At 37.5% G+C, this 18614-nt stretch carries 14 protein-coding genes; 4 read left to right on the top strand and 10 right to left on the bottom strand.

The features are described 5' to 3' along the window. The first annotated feature begins 60 nt into the window (after nucleotides 1-60). Nucleotides 61-651 (top strand): TetR/AcrR family transcriptional regulator, encoded by a 591-nt coding sequence (locus PERMA_RS04285; protein ID WP_012675962.1) that lies wholly within the window; start codon nucleotides 61-63, stop codon nucleotides 649-651. On the opposite strand, the gene PERMA_RS04280 is transcribed toward PERMA_RS04285, so the two are convergent. The 3 genes from PERMA_RS04280 to carB all read right to left on the bottom strand — a co-directional run bounded on the left by PERMA_RS04280 (nucleotide 648) and on the right by carB (nucleotide 5482). Beyond that, nucleotides 648-1193 (bottom strand): cob(I)yrinic acid a,c-diamide adenosyltransferase, encoded by a 546-nt coding sequence (locus tag PERMA_RS04280; RefSeq protein WP_012676111.1) that lies wholly within the window; start codon nucleotides 1191-1193, stop codon nucleotides 648-650. The genes PERMA_RS04285 and PERMA_RS04280 overlap by 4 nt on opposite strands. Next, nucleotides 1190-3733, bottom strand: coding sequence for an adenosylcobalamin-dependent ribonucleoside-diphosphate reductase (locus PERMA_RS04275; protein ID WP_012676631.1), 2544 nt, complete (start codon nucleotides 3731-3733; stop codon nucleotides 1190-1192). The genes PERMA_RS04280 and PERMA_RS04275 overlap by 4 nt, the downstream gene beginning before the upstream one ends. A gap of 63 nt (nucleotides 3734-3796) precedes the next feature. After that, nucleotides 3797-5482, bottom strand: coding sequence for a carbamoyl-phosphate synthase large subunit (gene carB, locus PERMA_RS04270; protein WP_012675529.1), 1686 nt, complete (start codon nucleotides 5480-5482; stop codon nucleotides 3797-3799). A gap of 220 nt (nucleotides 5483-5702) precedes the next feature. Between carB and PERMA_RS04265 the strand changes: the two genes are divergently transcribed. Further along, nucleotides 5703-8834 carry an Ig-like domain-containing protein gene (locus PERMA_RS04265; RefSeq protein ID WP_012676312.1) on the top strand — a complete coding sequence of 1044 codons (3132 nt, stop codon included), beginning with the start codon at nucleotides 5703-5705 and terminating at the stop codon, nucleotides 8832-8834. Nucleotides 8835-8900: 66 nt separating this feature from the next. Beyond that, complete coding sequence (gene amrS / locus PERMA_RS04260; RefSeq protein WP_012675438.1) at nucleotides 8901-9923, top strand: AmmeMemoRadiSam system radical SAM enzyme; 1023 nt, start codon at nucleotides 8901-8903, stop codon at nucleotides 9921-9923. A 129-nt stretch (nucleotides 9924-10052) separates the two neighbouring features. On the opposite strand, the gene PERMA_RS04255 is transcribed toward amrS, so the two are convergent. From PERMA_RS04255 to PERMA_RS04225, 7 genes are read right to left on the bottom strand one after another with little or no spacing between them, the layout of a single operon-like run. Further along, nucleotides 10053-10262 carry a hypothetical protein gene (locus PERMA_RS04255; protein WP_012676005.1) on the bottom strand — a complete coding sequence of 70 codons (210 nt, stop codon included), beginning with the start codon at nucleotides 10260-10262 and terminating at the stop codon, nucleotides 10053-10055. A 24-nt stretch (nucleotides 10263-10286) separates the two neighbouring features. Further along, nucleotides 10287-13424, bottom strand: coding sequence for an efflux RND transporter permease subunit (locus PERMA_RS04250; protein ID WP_012676416.1), 3138 nt, complete (start codon nucleotides 13422-13424; stop codon nucleotides 10287-10289). 12 nt (nucleotides 13425-13436) lie between these two features. Beyond that, on the bottom strand, nucleotides 13437-14627 hold the full coding sequence (locus tag PERMA_RS04245; protein WP_012675756.1) for an efflux RND transporter periplasmic adaptor subunit: 1191 nt from the start codon (nucleotides 14625-14627) through the stop codon (nucleotides 13437-13439). Further along, complete coding sequence (locus tag PERMA_RS04240) at nucleotides 14624-15838, bottom strand: TolC family protein (protein ID WP_187146672.1); 1215 nt, start codon at nucleotides 15836-15838, stop codon at nucleotides 14624-14626. Before PERMA_RS04240 ends, PERMA_RS04245 begins: the two co-directional genes overlap by 4 nt. Nucleotides 15839-15868: 30 nt before the next feature. Continuing rightward, nucleotides 15869-16675, bottom strand: a complete 807-nt coding sequence (locus PERMA_RS04235) for a M48 family metalloprotease (protein WP_012676813.1) — start codon at nucleotides 16673-16675, stop codon at nucleotides 15869-15871. Next, complete coding sequence (locus PERMA_RS04230) at nucleotides 16662-17093, bottom strand: BlaI/MecI/CopY family transcriptional regulator (RefSeq protein WP_083761594.1); 432 nt, start codon at nucleotides 17091-17093, stop codon at nucleotides 16662-16664. The genes PERMA_RS04235 and PERMA_RS04230 overlap by 14 nt, the downstream gene beginning before the upstream one ends. 16 nt (nucleotides 17094-17109) lie before the next feature. Beyond that, nucleotides 17110-17505, bottom strand: coding sequence for a FixH family protein (locus PERMA_RS04225; protein WP_012675948.1), 396 nt, complete (start codon nucleotides 17503-17505; stop codon nucleotides 17110-17112). A gap of 159 nt (nucleotides 17506-17664) precedes the next feature. Here PERMA_RS04225 and PERMA_RS04220 point away from each other — a divergent pair, with 159 nt between their 5' ends. After that, nucleotides 17665-18606 (top strand): hypothetical protein, encoded by a 942-nt coding sequence (locus PERMA_RS04220; protein WP_015898893.1) that lies wholly within the window; start codon nucleotides 17665-17667, stop codon nucleotides 18604-18606. Nucleotides 18607-18614 lie beyond the last annotated feature (8 nt).

Below are 18614 nucleotides of genomic sequence, written 5' to 3'. Positions count from 1 at the left end.
TGCCTTTCCACCGTTATCGTTTTATTTTTTAATTGAGAGTTATTTATTTGAGAGGCCAAAATGGGGAAAAACAAAAGAAAACCTGTTGAAAAAAGGAAAGAGGAGATCTTTTTCATAATATCCCAGATAATATCTGAGAGTGGCTTTTCAGCGGTTTCAACAACAGAGATTGCGAGAAGACTTGGTGTTTCACAGCCAGCAATATACAAATACTTCAAAAATAAGGACGAACTTATTAAATACTTTTTAGAACAGGTTAAGGAAAATCTTAAAAAGATAGTCAGATCTGCAGAGAAAGGTAAGACAACAGAGGAAAAATTAAAAATACTGTACAGAGAACATCTGAATCTTATTGAAAGGACTAAAGTTCTTCCCAGGATAGTTTTTGCAGATGAGATACACCTCGGTGAAGATAAAAGGGAAAAACTGAAGGATGCTATATTTTTTTACAGGGACAGTATACAGAAGATAATAAAAGAGGGGATTGAAAAGGGAGAGGTTAAAAAAAGTGTTGATCCTGAGATAGCCACAAGATTTTTTCTTGGATCTATAATCTCATCATCACTTTACTGGATGCTTTCCGGTATGAAATACTCATTATCAGAAGAGTCGGACAAACTATCTGATTTTTTAAATAAAATCCTGAACTAAAAATCAATTCCCTTAACAGCCTTTACTCCTTTTCTATAGTAATGTTTAACTTCCTTCATCTCTGTAACAAGATCTGCCATATCAATAATCTCTCCAGGACAGTATCTTCCTGTAAGTATAAAATGTTTATCCCTGAACTCTTTTAAAAGATCAGTAATCTTTCTGGTATCCAGTAATCTGTAGTAAACAGCAACACAGATCTCATCCAGTATAATCAGATCGTATTCCGATGCCCTCTGTCTGACAAAACTGATACCTTCCTCAGCAAGTTTAAAATCAATATCTGAAAAAGGTTTTACACCTGCCTTCAAAAGATCTGGATTTTTTTTAAGCTCCTCTTCAGGGAGATAAAAACCCTCCCTCCCGAAACTGTATATATCAAATCCTTTAAGATCCTTAATCACATTGTACTCAGATGATCTTTCCTTAACCTTCATAAACTGAACCATCAGAACTTTTTTCCCTGCTCCCAAAGCTCTTATACCTGTTCCTACAGCCGCTGTTGTTTTCCCCTTTCCATTTCCTGTAAAAATGATTATCATATCTCACACACACTCCATCCACATACTGGACATTTCTTACATCCCTCTATATTTATCAGTGGCGTCTCACATACAGGACAGATATCTTTCCCCTTTGTTCCTCGCTCAATCTCTGCTTCCTCATGGACTACAGACTCTTTGTATATAGAAACACCTTTAGCCTTAACATCCCTTATAGGTGTAAGCTTTGCCTCTTCCTTCTTCTCCTCTCCGGCAACATAGACACCCTTTATAGATTTATACCTGTAAACTGTCAGTCCCTTACATCCAAGGTAATGGGCAAGAAGGTAAGCCCTTTTCATATCCTCAACAGTGGCATCCTCCGGGAAGTTTATAGTTTTTGATACTGAGGAGTCAGTCCATTTCTGGACAGAAGCAAGAGCCTTAACGTGATCCTCTGCTGATATATCCATAGCTGTTACAAAAACCTTCTTCCATTTTTCAGGTATATACTTTATATCCTGTATTGATCCTTCATTCTTTGATACATCCTTTATAAGCGTATCATCAAATATCCCTTCCCTTTCCATAGTTTTCTCAAAAACCGGATCAACATAGTAAAATGTTCCAACTGTGACCTTCTTCTCATAAACAAGTGCAAATATCGGCTCTATTCCTGATGTAGTTCCTGCTATCATACTTATTGAGCCTGTTGGAGCAATAACTGTTGTGAAAGCATTTCTAAGACCGTGTTTCTTTATCTTATCTATAAGTTTATCCCAGTCCAAATTCCAGCTTTCCTTCTCTTCAAACCCTCTTATAGGAAGTTTTCCTTTCCTGTAAAAGCTTTTGTTGTAACTTGGAAACTTTCCTCTCTCCTTCGCAAGCTGTATAGATTCCTCCTTTGAGTAGTAATTTACAAACTCCATCACCCTTTCCATCCATCTTCTTCCATCTTCGGAGTTATAAGGGATCTCAAGCTCAAATAGGAAGTCTGCAAGCCCCATTATTCCGAGTCCTATCTTCCTGTTTTTCAAAGTCTCCTTTTCTATCTCTTTAAACGGGTATTTGTTAATATCAAGGACGTTATCTAAAAATCTTGTTGCTATTCTCACAGTTTTTTCAAGACCATCCCAGTCAACCTCAACCTTTCTTCCATTTCCGTCATAGTACTCCTTTATAAATGCCCATAGATTTATTGACCCAAGATCACAGGACTCATTTGGATAAAGAAGAACCTCTCCACATGGGTTTGTTGCCTGTATTCTTCCAAAGGTTTCAAGGAAAGGGTTGTACCTGTTTATATTGTCATCAAATAAGAGTCCCGGTTCTGCAGATTCCCAACCTTCATAAACTATAGTATCAAAAAGGTTTCTTGGGTTTACATACTTCCATACCTTACCATCCCTTGGATTTATAAGGGGATACGGTTTGTTTTCTCTGTAGTAATCCCAGAAATCTTCCTTTAAAAAAACTGATATATTAAAGTTTGTAAGCTGAACATTCCCTTTCTTTGCAACTATAAACTCCTCAATATCAGGATGATCTGAGTTTAAAATCCCCATATTTGCTCCCCTTCTTACCCCTCCCTGCTTTATAACATCTGTCATCTTGTCATAAAGTGTCATAAACGCTATAGGTCCTGAGCTTTTACCGTGTGTTGTGCTGATAAAATCTCCCTTTGGTCTGAGCTTTGAGAAGTTATATCCACAACCACCACCTGCTTTAAATATGAGTGCTGCTCTCTTTAATGTTTCCATAATAGACTCAATAGAGTCTTCCATATCAAGAACAAAACATGCCATCCCCATACCGAGAGGGTTTCCAAAGTTTACAAGAACAGGTGTGTTAGGCATAAACTTTTTTTCAACCATTATGCTGTAGTACTGATCTATCTCTCTGCCGTAGCTTTCAAAATCCCCCTTTTCAATCATCTTCAGTAATTTAGAAAAAGGGATCTTCATTCTTCTCTCATTGTTAAGTCTGTCGTAAACCCTTTTAAGACCTTCAAGATGGTATCTGTTTAGCGTGTAATCCCCTATCTTTAATTTTCCCTCATACCTTTCAGGATCAAAATCTTCCACAGGCTGTTTTTTAAGCTCTTTCTTTGAGTAAACCCTCTCATCATAAAGTAAAGAAGGGAGCGCAGTATTTACAGCAACCCTCTGGAAGAGCTGTTTTGGACTTTCAATTATCTTTCCTGCTCTATCTTTGTTAAGATATCTTGCTGCAAGAACCCTTAAAGCGTTTATATCAAACCTCTTATCAACCTCATCTATCTCTTTTTTATTCAGTATCTGCTGTTTTTCTTTCCTTATCTCAGCCCTTTTCTGCCTGTAAAGGATGTAAGCTTTAGCAACCCTTGCAAGACCGGCTTCTATAAGTTTTCTCTCAACTATATCCTGTATCTGTTCAACATCAGGTATCTCACCAGGTTTCAATGTTCTTTCAAGTTCTCTGACAACCTCTTTTGAGATCTTTTCAGCTGTTGAGAAATCTTTTTCACCAACAGCCTGCATGGCCTTCCAGATGGCATTTGTTATCTTTTCAGGATTAAATGGAACTATACGCCCGTCCCTTTTTCTGATTTTTTTGATCATACCGCCCTCCACTGGGGGTTTATTTTTTAAATATACGGAAAAGAGGAGGGCAGAGAAAGTGTTTTAAAGATTTTCACTGTCAAAGACTATCTGTACATCCCCGTCTTCTGTAACTCTACCAAACGGTCTCTCATAGGATGAGTAGTAGTAAGGTGTGTAAGCTTTAAACTCTGCTGCACATGTATCTACAACCTTGTAAGAAACATTCATTCTTCTCTCTCTTATCTTATCTTCTGTTGTCTTTAAGAGTCTTGCAAGTTCTTTATCTGAAAAACCCCACTGTTTTGCCTTTTCAAGTTCTTCATCCGTAACTGTTGAGAGGTTTTTCTCAGACAGGTATATCTCATAATCAATGATCTCTTTTATCTGGTGTAAGAACCATCTGTCTATATGTGAGAGCTGGTGGATCTCATCAACTGTGTACCCCCTTCTGAAAGCTTCAGCTATATACCAGAGCCTGTCAGCATTCGGCGTTATAACTTTCTTTCTTATCTCCTCTTCATCTTCTTTTTCAAGACCTATATAAAAACCGTATCTTCCAAGTTCAAGACTTCTTATAGCTTTATGAAGACTTTCTTTAAATGTTCTGCCTATAGCCATAACCTCTCCAACAGATTTCATCATTGTTGTGAGTGTTGGATCAGCTTCAGGAAATTTTGCAAAATCAAATCTAGGTATCTTTGTAACAACATAATCTATCGTAGGCTCAAAAGATGCAGGAGTTTCCTTCGTTATATCGTTAGGAAGCTCGTCAAGTGTATACCCCACAGCAAGTTTCGCCGCTATCTTTGCTATCGGGAAACCTGTAGCCTTTGATGCTAAAGCTGAAGATCTTGAGACCCTTGGATTCATCTCAATAACATAAAACTGTCCCGTTTCAGGGTTTTGGGAGAACTGAACATTTGATCCTCCGGTCTCAACACCTATCTCCCTTATAACAGCTATAGAGTAATCCCTCAGCATCTGGTACTCTTTATCTGTAAGTGTCATAGCAGGAGCAATTGTTATACTGTCCCCTGTATGGATTCCCATTGGATCAAGATTCTCTATTGAACAGATAATAACACAGTTATCATTCTTATCCCTCATAACCTCCATCTCAAACTCTTTCCAGCCCAAAACGCTCTCCTCAAGAAGAACCTCGTGAACAGGGGATGCATCGAGTCCTGCTTTCACCTTGTAGTAAAACTCATCCCTGTTGTAAGCTATAGATCCACCGGTTCCACCAAGTGTAAATGAAGGCCTGATTATCACAGGAAATCCTATCCAGTCTATTATCTCTTCCGCTTCAGCAAGTGATTTAACAACAGCACTTTTAGGCATCTCAAGACCGATCTTTTCCATAGCCTCTTTAAAAAGCTCCCTGTCCTCAGCCTTCTTTATAGCCTCGTAGTTAGCTCCAATCATCTTCACATTGTATTTATCAAGTATCCCTTTCTCGTAAAGATCAACAGCGAGATTTAAGGCTGTCTGTCCTCCAAGTGTTGGGAGAAGTGCATCAGGTCTCTCCCTTTCTATTATTTTTTCTATAACAGGTGTTATAAGAGGCTCAATATATGTTTTGTCAGCAACTTCGGGATCTGTCATTATTGTTGCAGGATTAGAGTTAACAAGTATTACCTCATAACCTTCCTCTTTTAATGCTTTTGCTCCCTGAGTTCCTGAATAATCAAACTCAGCAGCCTGACCTATTATGATAGGCCCTGATCCTATCAGAAGTATTCTGTTTATATCTGTTCTTTTAGGCATACATATACCTCAGTTTTTCAGTGATTTGGTTAAATATTTTAACATGATAGGCTGAATCTTTATATAAAGATTGATTTTTTCATCAAATTTTTAATCACATTGAAATATTAGATAAATATACTTAATATAAATTTCATTATTAATAAGCTATTAATGAGAAAGTCCAGAGATAACCTCCTGTAATCTCTGATTCTTTCTCTTCTTCCTTCCGGAGGATGTCATGAAGAATGTTATCAGAATTTTTATACTTTTTATATCTGTTTATATATACTCCTGTGGCGGCGGTGGCGGTAATCAGACCCAAATTGATAGTAATATAGAAACTTCTGACTCAGAAAGACCTGTTTACAAAACCTCTGATGGTAAAGAGTTTAAGCTTTTAACAGAGGAAGAGATAAAAAAAGATATAGAATATAACGAGCTGATATCAAAGTTTGAAGAAGAACTTTCAAAAAAAGAGGGGATCTTTATAGCAGGTGAACTTCCAGAGAAGGTCTTTTTAAAAGATATACAGACAGGTATAAAAAATCAGGGTAGTAGGGGAACTTGCGTGAGCTTTGCTGTAGCTGCAGGTGTTGAGGCGATGTATAAAAGTCAGTTCGGTTTAAATCTGAACCTCTCAGAACAGTATATAAACCATCTTCAGAAGATGCTCCATCTCAGAAAAAATACAGACCTGCCAGTAACAGAGACTATGCTGGGAAGCTGGGGAGGTTCACAGGTTCCTTATTTGGCGAATCTCCTGAGATACTACATAGTTGTCCCAAACTACAGATCTGTAACAGATGACTATATCTCTGACAGCTGTTTTGAAAGGACAGCAGAATCACCAACAGAGGATTCATCAGAAAATGACAACCCAAAATACAGCTGGAATGGTTACAGAAATAAAAATCCTTCCTATACACAGAAAGCCTTTAATGATTTTAATCTTTATCAGTCAGGCGTTTTTTCAAACAGCTTTGAACTTTTTGGTGTAAAGGAGCTATCTGATTACAAAAACAGGTTTAAATTTCCCCAGAAATACGGATTCCTGTGTGTAGAAAAGGATATTTCAAACCATTTTATTTTTTTAAACAGTGCTAATGCAATGTTTGGTATAGCTGAAAAAAGAACAGCACGCAGCTCAGAACTTACAGACCTGAACTGGTACAAAAGAAATCTGGCCGATGGAAGGGTCATAGTTTTTGGAACAACATTAAGTCCGGCAGAGTTCAAAAATGGAGTCTGGGTTCCAAAAAGTCCTTATGATCCTTCGGACAGAAGCGGTGGTCATGCGATGTTGATCGTTGGATATGACGACAGTAAAAATGCCTTTATAGTAAAAAACTCATGGGGCTTACAGAAAGTTGTGGATGAAGATGGAAACCCTGTTCTTGATTCTGACGGGAATGAGATATTCAAGGGAAGACCTGTTGAGGCAGATGAAGACTCCGACGGATTCATACTGATGGATTATAAATGGGCAACGGAAGGGGTTGTTCACTCTGCTGTTGTTATAAACAGTGTAATAGATCCTTCAATCTTTAATCAAAGATATATACCTACGGTTACTATTTTAGGAAGGTGGGAGATACACTTTGGATCTGGATCTGAAACAGGAGAACCCACTAAAAAACCTGCTGGTAGATTAGATATTTACCATATTCCCGGTTCAATGAGTTTTAAATTTAGAGATAATAGAGTGGGTACATTCTTTGATAATAATAACAACGGGTTTAGAGTAAACGGAAACTACACCGGTAATGTATATCTTGATAAAACCAGAAGCTTCACATTCTATTTCAACAGAAACAATCCAGATATGAAACCTGATGAAAATCAGCAGGGGAAAATTTTTAATAGCTTTTTCAGTGAAAACAAAAAATGGATGGCTGGCTACTATACAGACGATATAGACGGAAGTAAATACGGCTTTTTAGCGTTTAAAGACTTCCTTGAATGTCCATACGGTGGTAATTACTGCTTTAAATACGACTTTAGAGAACATCCAACAGAAATAACAGATGAAACTTACAAAGGTCAGTGGACAATAATTGACGGCTTTGACGAAATTAAAGGTGTTAATTTTGACAGTTTTACTACTGATGGTGATTTAAAGACTTACACTGGAATAGATGAGTATTATGATTTAGAACCAGATGGTACAATCAGATATCACACAATTCATAATTATCAGCTAAAAGTAAACAGCTCCAATCCTTCAGAGGTAGAGATAATCCATACTTACAGAAAATTAAATCCCGGTGCAGGTTATGAAGAAACGGTGGAAATATACAAGGGGTATCTTTTTAAAAATAACCCCTACAGAATGGCAGGATATTACGTAAAGGACGGGATAAAGTATCCTTTTTATGCTGAAAGGATAAAACCTCCACCTTTGAAGGTTATTATTAATAAGCCAGATCTGACATACGGCTTTTATGGTGAGCTTTACTCAGGAAATATCAGATTTGAGGCTCAGGTTTTAAATGCTAAGTACTATGGACTATCGTCTGATTACAGGATTTTATGGACTGTAAGGAATGGATATGACGTAATAGGTGAAGGTTCTGTTATTGATGTAACTCTTCCTTATACAGACGGCTATATTGAGATAATTGCCTGTCTAACTAAGGAAAACCAGTGTGATACATTTGATGATACCTACAGTAATATCTTTATAAAAATTGTTAATTTTCCACCGTCTGTTAATATTACTTCTCCCCCTGGCGGCTCTACATTCTGCACAGGACAGGATATCACCTTTAGAGCTGACGTGACGGACAGTAATGGAGAAGATATCATAGACTCAAGGATACAGTGGATTTTTGGAGATATAGGTGAAAAGTACGGAAGAACTGTTACAGGAAAATTCTTAAATCCGGGATCGTATATTGTAACTGTTAGATATGCTGATCAGGGTGGAAAAATAGGAGAAGATCAGATAACTGTTAATATAGAAAACTGCACAGATTATCCCCCAAGTATAACAATAAACTCTCCAGCAAATGGATCATATATACCAGATCCTTCGAACAGTTATTCTGATGGAACTGAGGATATAACTATATCTGTAGATTACACAGCTTCAGACCCTGAAGACGGTGTTATAAACAGCTCTGATATAACCTGGATGCTGTACATACCAGATATTGACTATACAATAGTTGGCACATATAGCGAGTACGAGATATGTTTAGAGCCTACACCTTTAGGCTGCAACAGATACGGCATACTAAAACAGGTAATATTTGAAAGGGTTCCAGCCTGTGTAGATGCCTATCTTAAAGCCTCAGTTTTTGACTCTGCAGGAAATTTCAGCGAAGATTCGGTGTTATTAAAGAAAAGGGTGGGGTGCAACCTTATCTAAAGGTTGATAATTTTTATCTAAAAGATATATTTAAGACCGTTCCATCATTAAAATGGAGGGGACGGTATGGAAGCTCTCGCGTGGATGTCAAAAAAGAAGGACGGAAAGGTTCTGTGTACAGCATGTAGCCAAAGATGTGTTTTATCTAAAGGTGAGTATGGTAAATGTGGGATAAGGAAGGTTGGAGAGGATGGAAATCTTTATCTCACAGTTTACGGACTTGCCGCCTCATACAATATAGATCCTGTTGAGAAAAAACCTCTATTCCATTTCCTGCCTGCAACACAGATATTTTCATTGGGAACTGTCGGCTGTAACTTCTGCTGTAAGTTCTGTCAGAACTGGGAGATATCACAGCATCCACAGACGCATAACGGAGAGGTTTTCGGGATCCAGCTCATGCCTGAAACGATAGTAAATATCTGTAAAACAAACAACATCCCATCTATTGCATACACATACAATGAACCTGTTGTTTTCTTTGAGTATGCCTACGACACAATGAAGTTAGCAAAGGAAAATGGGATAAGAAATGTTTTTGTATCAAGCGGATACGAAACAAAAGAAGCTTTAGACACTCTTTCTCCATATCTTGATGCTATGAATATTGATCTTAAAGCGTTTAATGATGATTTTTACAGAAATATATCCTGTGCAAGACTAAAACCTGTATTAAAAACGATAGAACATGCCAAGGAGCTTGGGATATGGGTTGAGCTTACAACACTGATAATCCCCGGTTATAACGATGATGAAAAGGAATTAAAAGAGGCTGCAAAATGGATAGCATCCTTAGATAAAGATATACCATGGCATATATCAAGATTCTTCCCTGCATACAAGATGACAGATGTTCCACCAACTCCTGTTGAGACTCTAAGAAAAGCTTACGAGATAGGTAAGGAAGCCGGGCTGAACTACGTTTATGTTGGAAATCTCGATGATAAAGACAGAGAATCAACATACTGCCCAGAGTGTAACTTTAAAGTTATAGAAAGATCAGGACATATAGGCCAGTTCGTAAAGAACAATCTTAAAGATGGAAGATGTCCTAAATGCAATACTGAGATTAAAGGGGTTTGGAAATAAAAAATGGGGCTAAATGCCCCTTCAGATGAAGAAGTTAGTAGCACTTCTCTTCAGTCAGATAAACTCAGATAAAATTTCAGATAAAGGTTATTAATCAATATAAGACTTATTAACTATTATGTCAAGATATTAACCATCTTTACAGCAGGGCTTTTTAGATTCGGCACAGTTAGGACATGAAGGTTTATTAGGCTTCTCCACCTTTTTTTCATCACAATTTGAACAGCATGGCTTACCTATATTGAGCTGTTTTATATCCTTACCTCTGTCAGTATCAGATGCTACAGAAAAAGTTATTAATATTAATAATGTTAACAGAGAAGAGAATATCCTTTTCATTTTTACTTCCTCCAGAAGTTTTAACTAAGATTTTAACAGTTTATTCCTTTTAAGTTCATACTTTTTTGTGACCGTGTATATAGCAGGTATTATCACAAGTGTAAGGATAGCAGAGCTTACAACACCACCTATCATAGGTGCTGCGATCCTCTGCATAACCTCTGACCCTACACCTGTTATGTACATTATCGGTAATAGACCAGCAAGTATGGCTGAAACTGTCATCATCTTTGGACGTATTCTGAGAACAGCTCCTTCATATATCGCATCGTAGAACTGTTTTTCCGTTATCGTTTTAAACTGTTTAAGTCTGCTTTTTACAGCCTCTTCAAGATATATTATCATTACTATAGCTGTCTCAGCAGCAACACCTAAAAGGGCTAAAAACCCAACAACAACAGCTATACTCATATTAAAGTTCAGGTAGTCTATATACCACAGCCCACCAAGAAGGGCAAAAGGTATAGACAGAAGAATAATAAGGGTGTTCTTTATACTTCTGAATGTGAAATAAACGAGTAAAAATATTATCGCCACTGTTAGAGGTATGATATACATAAGTCTTTCCTTTGCATGCTCTAAATATTGGCTCTGCCCCGCCCACTCAATAAAGAACCCCTGAGGAAGTTTTATCTGTGATAGAACTTTTTTTGCTTTTTCCACATACTCTTCAGGTGTTACATTCTGGTGAGGTGTTATGTATACAAAAACCACCTTCATACCTTTTTCAGACTTTATCACAGATGGGGCTTCGTCGTAGTATACATCCGCAACAGCCTTTAGCGGTATACCTCTGCCGTCAGGTGTTGGAATTATAAGATTTTTTAATGCCTCAATATTCTCCCTGTAATCCTTTTCATACCTGACAAGTAAGGGATACCTCTCAAGACCGTGGTATATCGTTGAAACAGGCATTCCACCTATTCCCATCTGAATAATACTCTCAACATCCTCAATGGAAAGACCGTATCTTGCTATCTTTTTCCTGTCTATCTTTATGTTAAGGAAATATCCCTGAGCAACTCTGTCAGCGAACACAGACATACTTTCGGGAAGTTTCTGGAGAGCCTTCTCTATCTTTCCAGCATACTCCTGAAGCTTATCAAGATCATCACCGTAAAGCTTTATACCAAGTGGGGTTCTTATACCTGTAAGGAGCATATCTATCCTTCCCCTTATAGGATATGTCCAGCTGTTTGTGAGCCCGGGAACCTGGAGTTTTTCTTCCATCTCCTGCATTAATGACTGGAATGTTACACCTTCTCTCCAGTACTCCTTCGGTTTAAATGTGATTATCGTCTCAATCATAGAAAGGGGTGCTGGATCTGTAGCTGTTTCAGCCCTTCCTGCTTTCCCGAAGACTGTATCAACCTCAGGGAAAGATGCGAGTATTTTATCCGTAAGCTGTGTCAGTTCCCTTGCCTGTGTTATAGATATGCCGTAAGGTGTAACAGGCATATACATAAATGTCTGTTCGTTTAACATAGGCATAAATTCCCAGCTCAGCTTTTTGTATATCGGGTAGACCATTCCTATAGCAACAACAGCAAGTATTATGACCAGATATCTCACCTTCAATGTCAGTTTTATAATAGGTGAGTATATCTTTATAAGTATCCAGTTAACCGGGTTTTTTTCCTCAGATACTATTCTTCCTTTAATAAGCCATACCATAAGTATAGGAACAAGTGTTACAGCAAAAACTGAAGCTGCGAGCATTGTAAATGTCTTTGTGAAGGCGAGGGGTTTGAATAGCATACCTTCCTGACCTGAGAGGGCAAAGACGGGAAGAAATGAGACAACAATTAGGAGAAGTGCAAAGAATATAGGTCTTCCAACCTGTTTTGCTGCCTTTACTATAGCTTCTATTCTCTCTCTGTCTGTGTATTCACCTTTTTCTTTTCTCAGCTTTTCAAGATGTTTATGGGCATTTTCAACCATAACAATGGCAGCATCCACCATAGCTCCGATCGCTATCGCGATTCCACCAAGTGACATAATATTTGATGTTATGTTGAAGAACTTCATAAACAGAAATCCTGTTATCACAGCAAGTGGGAGAGTGATAATGATCACAAGTGAACTTCTGAAATGGAAAAGGAATATACCTATAACTATCAGAACTATTATACTCTCCTCAATCAATGTTCTTTTAAGTGTGTTAACAGCCTTCTCTATAAGCTGTGATCTGTCGTAGGTAGTGATTATCTTTATATCTTCAGGGAGGTTTTCCTTTATCTCTTTTATCTTCTCTTTAACTCTCTGTATAACCTGGTATGCGTTCTCTCCAAAACGCATCACAACTATTCCGCCAACAACCTCACCAAGACCGTTCAGATCAGCCATACCCCTTCTGTTCATAGGAACAAGCTCAACCCTTGCAATATCCTTTATCCTGACAGGAATACCGTTTGGAGTGATCTTAACGGTTATATCCTTTATATCATCCAGTGTTTTTATGTAGCCGATACCCTGAATTATAAACTCAAATCCGTTGCTCTCTATTATTCTCCCACCTGTGTCATTGTTATTCATTTTTAATGAACTGATTACCTGTTTAAGTGAGATATCGTAAGCTCTCAGTTTCTGCGGATTTAAAGTTATCTGGTAGCCTTTAACAAAACCACCTATAGATGCAACCTCTGAGACTCCGTCAACACCAAGAAGTGTATATTTTAGATACCAGTCCTGAAGTGTTCTTAGCTGCCACAGATTTCTCTTGTCTGAATAAAGGGCGTACTGGTAAACCCATCCAACACCTGTAGCGTCAGGTCCAAGTGTAACCTCTGCAGTTTTTGGGAGTTTATCTTTTATCTGGGAAAGATACTCAAGAACCCTGCTCCTCGCCCAGTATATATCAGTTCCCTCTTTGAAGATCACATAAACAGCAGAAGTCTCAAATGAGGATATCCCTCTAACTGTTTCTATCTCAGGAGCTGACAGCAGTGTAGAGACTACAGGATAGGTTATCTGATCCTCAACAACGGAAGGGGACTGACCCTGCCATTTTGTGTAAACGATAACCTGAGGCGGTGATAGATCAGGTATCGCGTCAAGGGGTGTGTTCTTTAAAGCCCATATTGATGCTCCAAGTACTATAAGAGAAAGGGAAACAACGATAAGTTTATTTCTAACAGACCATTCTATTATCTTCTCAATCATATCCAGACTCCATCAGTGGTGATGCATCATTTTCATAGGTTTTTGCTCACCTTCTTTCTGATACTTTCCTTTCAACTGTGCATCAGCATCTAAAAGGAACAGTGCAGAGTTTGCAACAACAGTTCCGTGACCAACACCGGACAGTATCTCGTAGTATCCGTCTATATACCTTCCGAGCTTAACAAAAACAGGCTCAAAAACCCCTTTCTCCTTCTGGACAAAAACAACCTGTTTCTTACCTGTGTTAATAACAGCTGTCTCAGGAAGAACCATAAGTTTTCCTAATGGGATATCTATATGTATGTTTGAGTACATTCCGGGAATGAGCTTATACTCAGGGTTTGGAATAACAATCCTCACATCAACAGTTCTGTTCCTTATATCCATCATAGGATATATATAATCAACAACACCGTGATAGATCTGATCAGGGTAGGACTCAAAATGTATCATAACCTTCTGACCTTTCTTTATAAAAGGGATATCCTGTTCGTAAACCTTGGCTATAAGCCATAGATTTTCATGTTTTGCTATTCTCAGAACGGGCTTTCCTGCCTCAACCTTTGATCCAAGATTAACAAACTTTTCCATTATCCAACCGTCATATGGGGAGTAGAGAGTGAGCGTTTTCATAACCTTTTTACTTTTTTTCAGATTTTCTATCTGCTGGGGTGTTATATCCCAGTATAAAAGTCTTTTGTAAGCCGCCTCATACATATCCTGAGCTGTCTTTTTCAGTATCCCATTATCAGCATTTTCTATCTGTGACAGGTACTCGTAAGCTCTTATAAACTCCTCCTGTGCTGACACAAGCTCAGGACTGTAAACTGTCAGGAGAGGCTGACCTTTTTTTATGTATTTACCGGTGTAATCAGCGTAAAGCTTTTCAACATAACCGTTTATCTTAAATGTTATATCCCTCACATCTGTTTCAGGGTGAACAAGCTCACCGTAAGTCTCTATCCTCTTTGTCAGATCTACATGGGAAACTACAGTAGTATCTATATTAAAAAGCTGTTCCACCGTCAGAATACCCTTTTTGTTCTTACTTTCAGGAAGCTTTGCAGACTGTATCTCTGCCGGCTGAGTTTCAACAAAAGACTGGATAACAGGAATTATCTGAGAGCCTATCTGGGTAAATACGCCAACAGCAAGCCCAAAAACAAAAAGAGTGACAGCTATAAACAAACCTTTCCAGCTCATTTTAAATCTCCTGAAAGTTCTTTTATTTCAATTAATGCCTCGTTGTAGCTGTATATCTCATCTATGATTTTCAGTTTTACAGAGAGTATCTGTTTCAGTGAGTATAGAAGATCAATCATATTTTTCTTTCCCACTTTATACTCAGCTATTATGCTCTCAAAACCCTTTTCAGTCTGTTTTATGTATATATCCTTTAAAAGCCTATAAGTCTGAAGAGCATCGTTAAGTTTGTAGTATCTATCCTCAAGCTGATATGTAAGATCGGTTAACTTTTCCTGATACTCCTTCTGTACTACAGTTTTTTCCTGGGTTTTCTCTAAAACCTTCATATCCTGACGGCTTTTCTGCCATACTGGGATATTAAAACTTACTCCAACTGTAAGATAATCATTAAATCCCTGTCTGTAGGCATAGTTTGCAAAAAATCTGAAATCAGGTCTGTAATCCTTCTTAGAAAGCTTTATCTGGTAGTCCTTTTCCTTTATCTTCTCCTTTATGTAGGCAAGATAAGGACTGTTATTTTTCATTCTTTCAATAAACTGTGACAGATCAGGCTTTCCATCAGGTTCAGGGAGATCAAGACTCACGCTTTCTATATCTCTGTTTACAAGTGATGAAAGTTTTGCCTTTACCCTCTCTTTTAGGTTCTTAAGGTTTATCTCCATCTCCTTAAGCTGCGTGTAGTATATCTGTGCATTTATAACATCACTCTGTGATGATTTACCTACAGCATAAAGGGTGTTTGAGAGCTTTATGATCTGTGACGCAACATCCTGATACTTCTTTATTATTTTCAGTTTCTCATCAATCTTCCACAGTTTATAAGCAGAGATATAAATATTCTTTAAAACCTTCTGCTCCGATGCTTTCAGTCTGTAATACTCACTGTCGTACTTTTTTTGGACGATCTGCTCTTTCAGATCAAGCTTTCCAAAGTAAGGTATCTTCTGGGAGATACCTATAACAACAGCCTGCATTGGCTCTATCTGCCTTGAAAAAGGTCTATAGAAAAGCTGAATATCCGTAATACTGAAGGACACAACAGGATCTTCAAGACTACCTTCAAACTCCTTTTTATACTGATAAACTTTCAGTCTTTCTTTTATCTTTATCAGTTCTGGATTGGATTTTCTCCCTTCATCAATAATACTCTTCAGATCTACTCCGTAAGATACCATTGCTATACTAAACAATGTAGTAATTATTACCAATAAGTATCCTCTCATATTCATCTAAAACTCCTAATGCATACTACACAGGCAGTAATTAAAGACGTAAGAAAACAGTATAAAGACAGTAAGAAGGAGAGAAAAACTGAGATAAACCCTTTCTACCTTGAAATCCTCATATGAAAGATGACCGAGTAAAAACTGAATTCTCTGGCTTAAATAACTGTTCATCATAGGAACGGAAACACCTGTCCTGTATGTATAAAATCTCAATACTGTGTTTGCAAGCTCAACTTTTTTTCTGTCGGATACGCAGAACATATCAGCTTCAATCTCTTTAAGGAGGGAAAAATCTTTAAGAAGTTTATCTGCGAGCTTTTTTGGAAAAAGATTAACAAGAACAGAGAATATAAAAAGTTTATAGCTGTCGCCATTTTTCAGATGTCCTTTTTCATGGAGGAAAACGGTTTTTTTCTCATCCTTTGAAAAGATGTCAAGTATCTGCTTTGATATAACTATCTTCCTTTTAAAAAATCCCGTATTAAAAGCGACGATCTGATCTGAGTTGATGATATAAAGATTCTTAAATCTTTTATAAAGATTTCTATTTATATAACTGTTAAGCTTAAAGTAACCAAAAATGGATCTGAAAAGAGAAAAGATAGTTTTAACTATAAGAAAACTGGAGATCACAAGCAGAGATAGGTATAGAAATATGTTCAGATGGTTTTCCAGAAACGGTAAAAAGTCCATCTCAATAAAACAGTTTTTCAGATCAATAATCCAGGTAGGTGCTGTCGTAATAAGGAAGTAGTAATAATAAAAGTATAAACCTACCACAGATAGAAAGATCACAAATATTAGATCACTTTTTTTCATCTCTCATTTTCTCTTCAATCATTTTTTTGAGATGGTATATCTCTTCCTCGGAAAGTTTTTCAATTGCACCTTCAAATGCAGCTATAGCTGTCTCCGGATGAGATCTGATAATATCTGTAATAACCTTTTCAGCAACCTTCTTCTCAAATTCCTCTTTTGATATTAAAGGAAAATATCTGTAGCTCTTACCTTCTTTAATCCTTTTTAAAAGACCCTTCTTGTAAAGTCTGTCCAGTATTGTCATAACTGTAGTATGTGCCAAATTCTCATTTAACTGCTCTCTAACTTCTCTTACCGTCCCATTTCCTATTTTCCAAAGAACGTTCATAACTTTCTCTTCAAGATCACCAAGAGGGGTGGGCCTGTCTTTTTTAAATTTCAGGCTTTTAAACCCTTTCTTGAAAAATTCCAATACCATTTCCTGCTCCTTTCGGTTATAAATTAAATCCAAACTTTATACTTTCCTTCTTGCCACCTTTTTCAACAACTATGGTTATCTGCCATGTTCCACTCATAGATAGATTTACATCACTTTCATAAAATTGTCCAGTATTTTTAACAGGATAATCAAAACTCATCTCAGGCATTCCCGGCATTGGAGGCATGTAACCATTAATTTTAACGGAAGCATCAGTAACAGCTGAACCATCCTTTGTATAAACATACACCTTCCATTTGTTTACTCCCACATGGGGCGGCTGGTCTGAAACTATAACCACTTTATAACTGTCCGAGATTAGTTCTTTCTTGTACGCCTCTTTTTTTGTACAGGAAAAAACTGTAAATCCTACCAAGAGTAGTAGAATGGCTGTAAAAGATATTCTCCTCATGCTGAATCTCCTTTTTACTATTTAATGTAGTAATAATATAAACAAAAATATTCAATTTTTCAAGGGGGATTATACAGGTATTTTTCACTTTTTCTTTAAAATTTAAAAAACTATATTTAATAGTAGTACTGAGAGAAGTACTGAAGGGAGGTAGCGGAAATGAAAGCTTTAAAAGTCATTTCTGTAACTATTCCTTTAAGTATTGCTCTTATCTCATGTGGTGGAGGTGGTGGTGGAGGTGAGACAACACAGACCACAAATCAGGCAACAACTGAGGACGTATTATCCAGTAGTGGTGTTGAGATAGGTGATGTGCTGTACAACAGTCTGGCAAGTAGTGTATCAAATCCAAACTTAGGTGTTCCCATTGTTTTACCATCAATGCCTCAAGGTTTTGGTCCAGTATCAGCAACAATATCTGCTCAGCAGGTTACAAACTGTACAGGAAGCGCATCAGGAGATCTAACTGACATAGATGATGATGGTATTCCTGTAAACGGAACTTACACTTTTGAATGTAAATACGGAACCTATGTCACATGGAAAGGAAAGATAAGTGCGAAGGACGACAACGATAATGACAGACTAAGCGGTTATGATATATGTACAGGTGTGTTCAGCAACGGCTGCTCAAGAGAGCCAACAACAATGACATCATCTTTAGGAACCGTTGAGAAGATTACGGATGTAAACATAGACAAGGTAGACTCTACATATGTATTCACACCTTTCTACCATAAATGGACTTTCAAACCTTCTGATCCGACAGCGTCTACCATTTACGGGATATTAGAATCCACAGATCTGAGCTATACTCCAGATGCTGATGGGGATAATGACCCTTGGGACAGTGGTACGTGGAACGGAACAATAACAGCAACAGGGTCCGATGGAACAAGCACAGCATCTATAAATATTACCGCCACTGATTTACACATTTCAGATACCTGTGACGGTGCAGACGGAGGAAGTATAACATACAGCGGAACATGTGATACTGGGGGAACATTTAGATTGACTGTAACCTTGACAGGTTGCAAGACAGGAACGTTAGAAATAACAGATTGTAATGGTAATACACTACCGACTATAAATTTTTAATGTAAAAA

Origin of the sequence: Persephonella marina EX-H1 (assembly GCF_000021565.1) — a bacterium.
Taxonomy (GTDB): domain Bacteria; phylum Aquificota; class Aquificia; order Aquificales; family Hydrogenothermaceae; genus Persephonella; species Persephonella marina.
The sequence above is the reverse complement of the archived record's forward strand: the minus strand, read 5'-3'. Positions and strand labels throughout refer to the sequence as shown.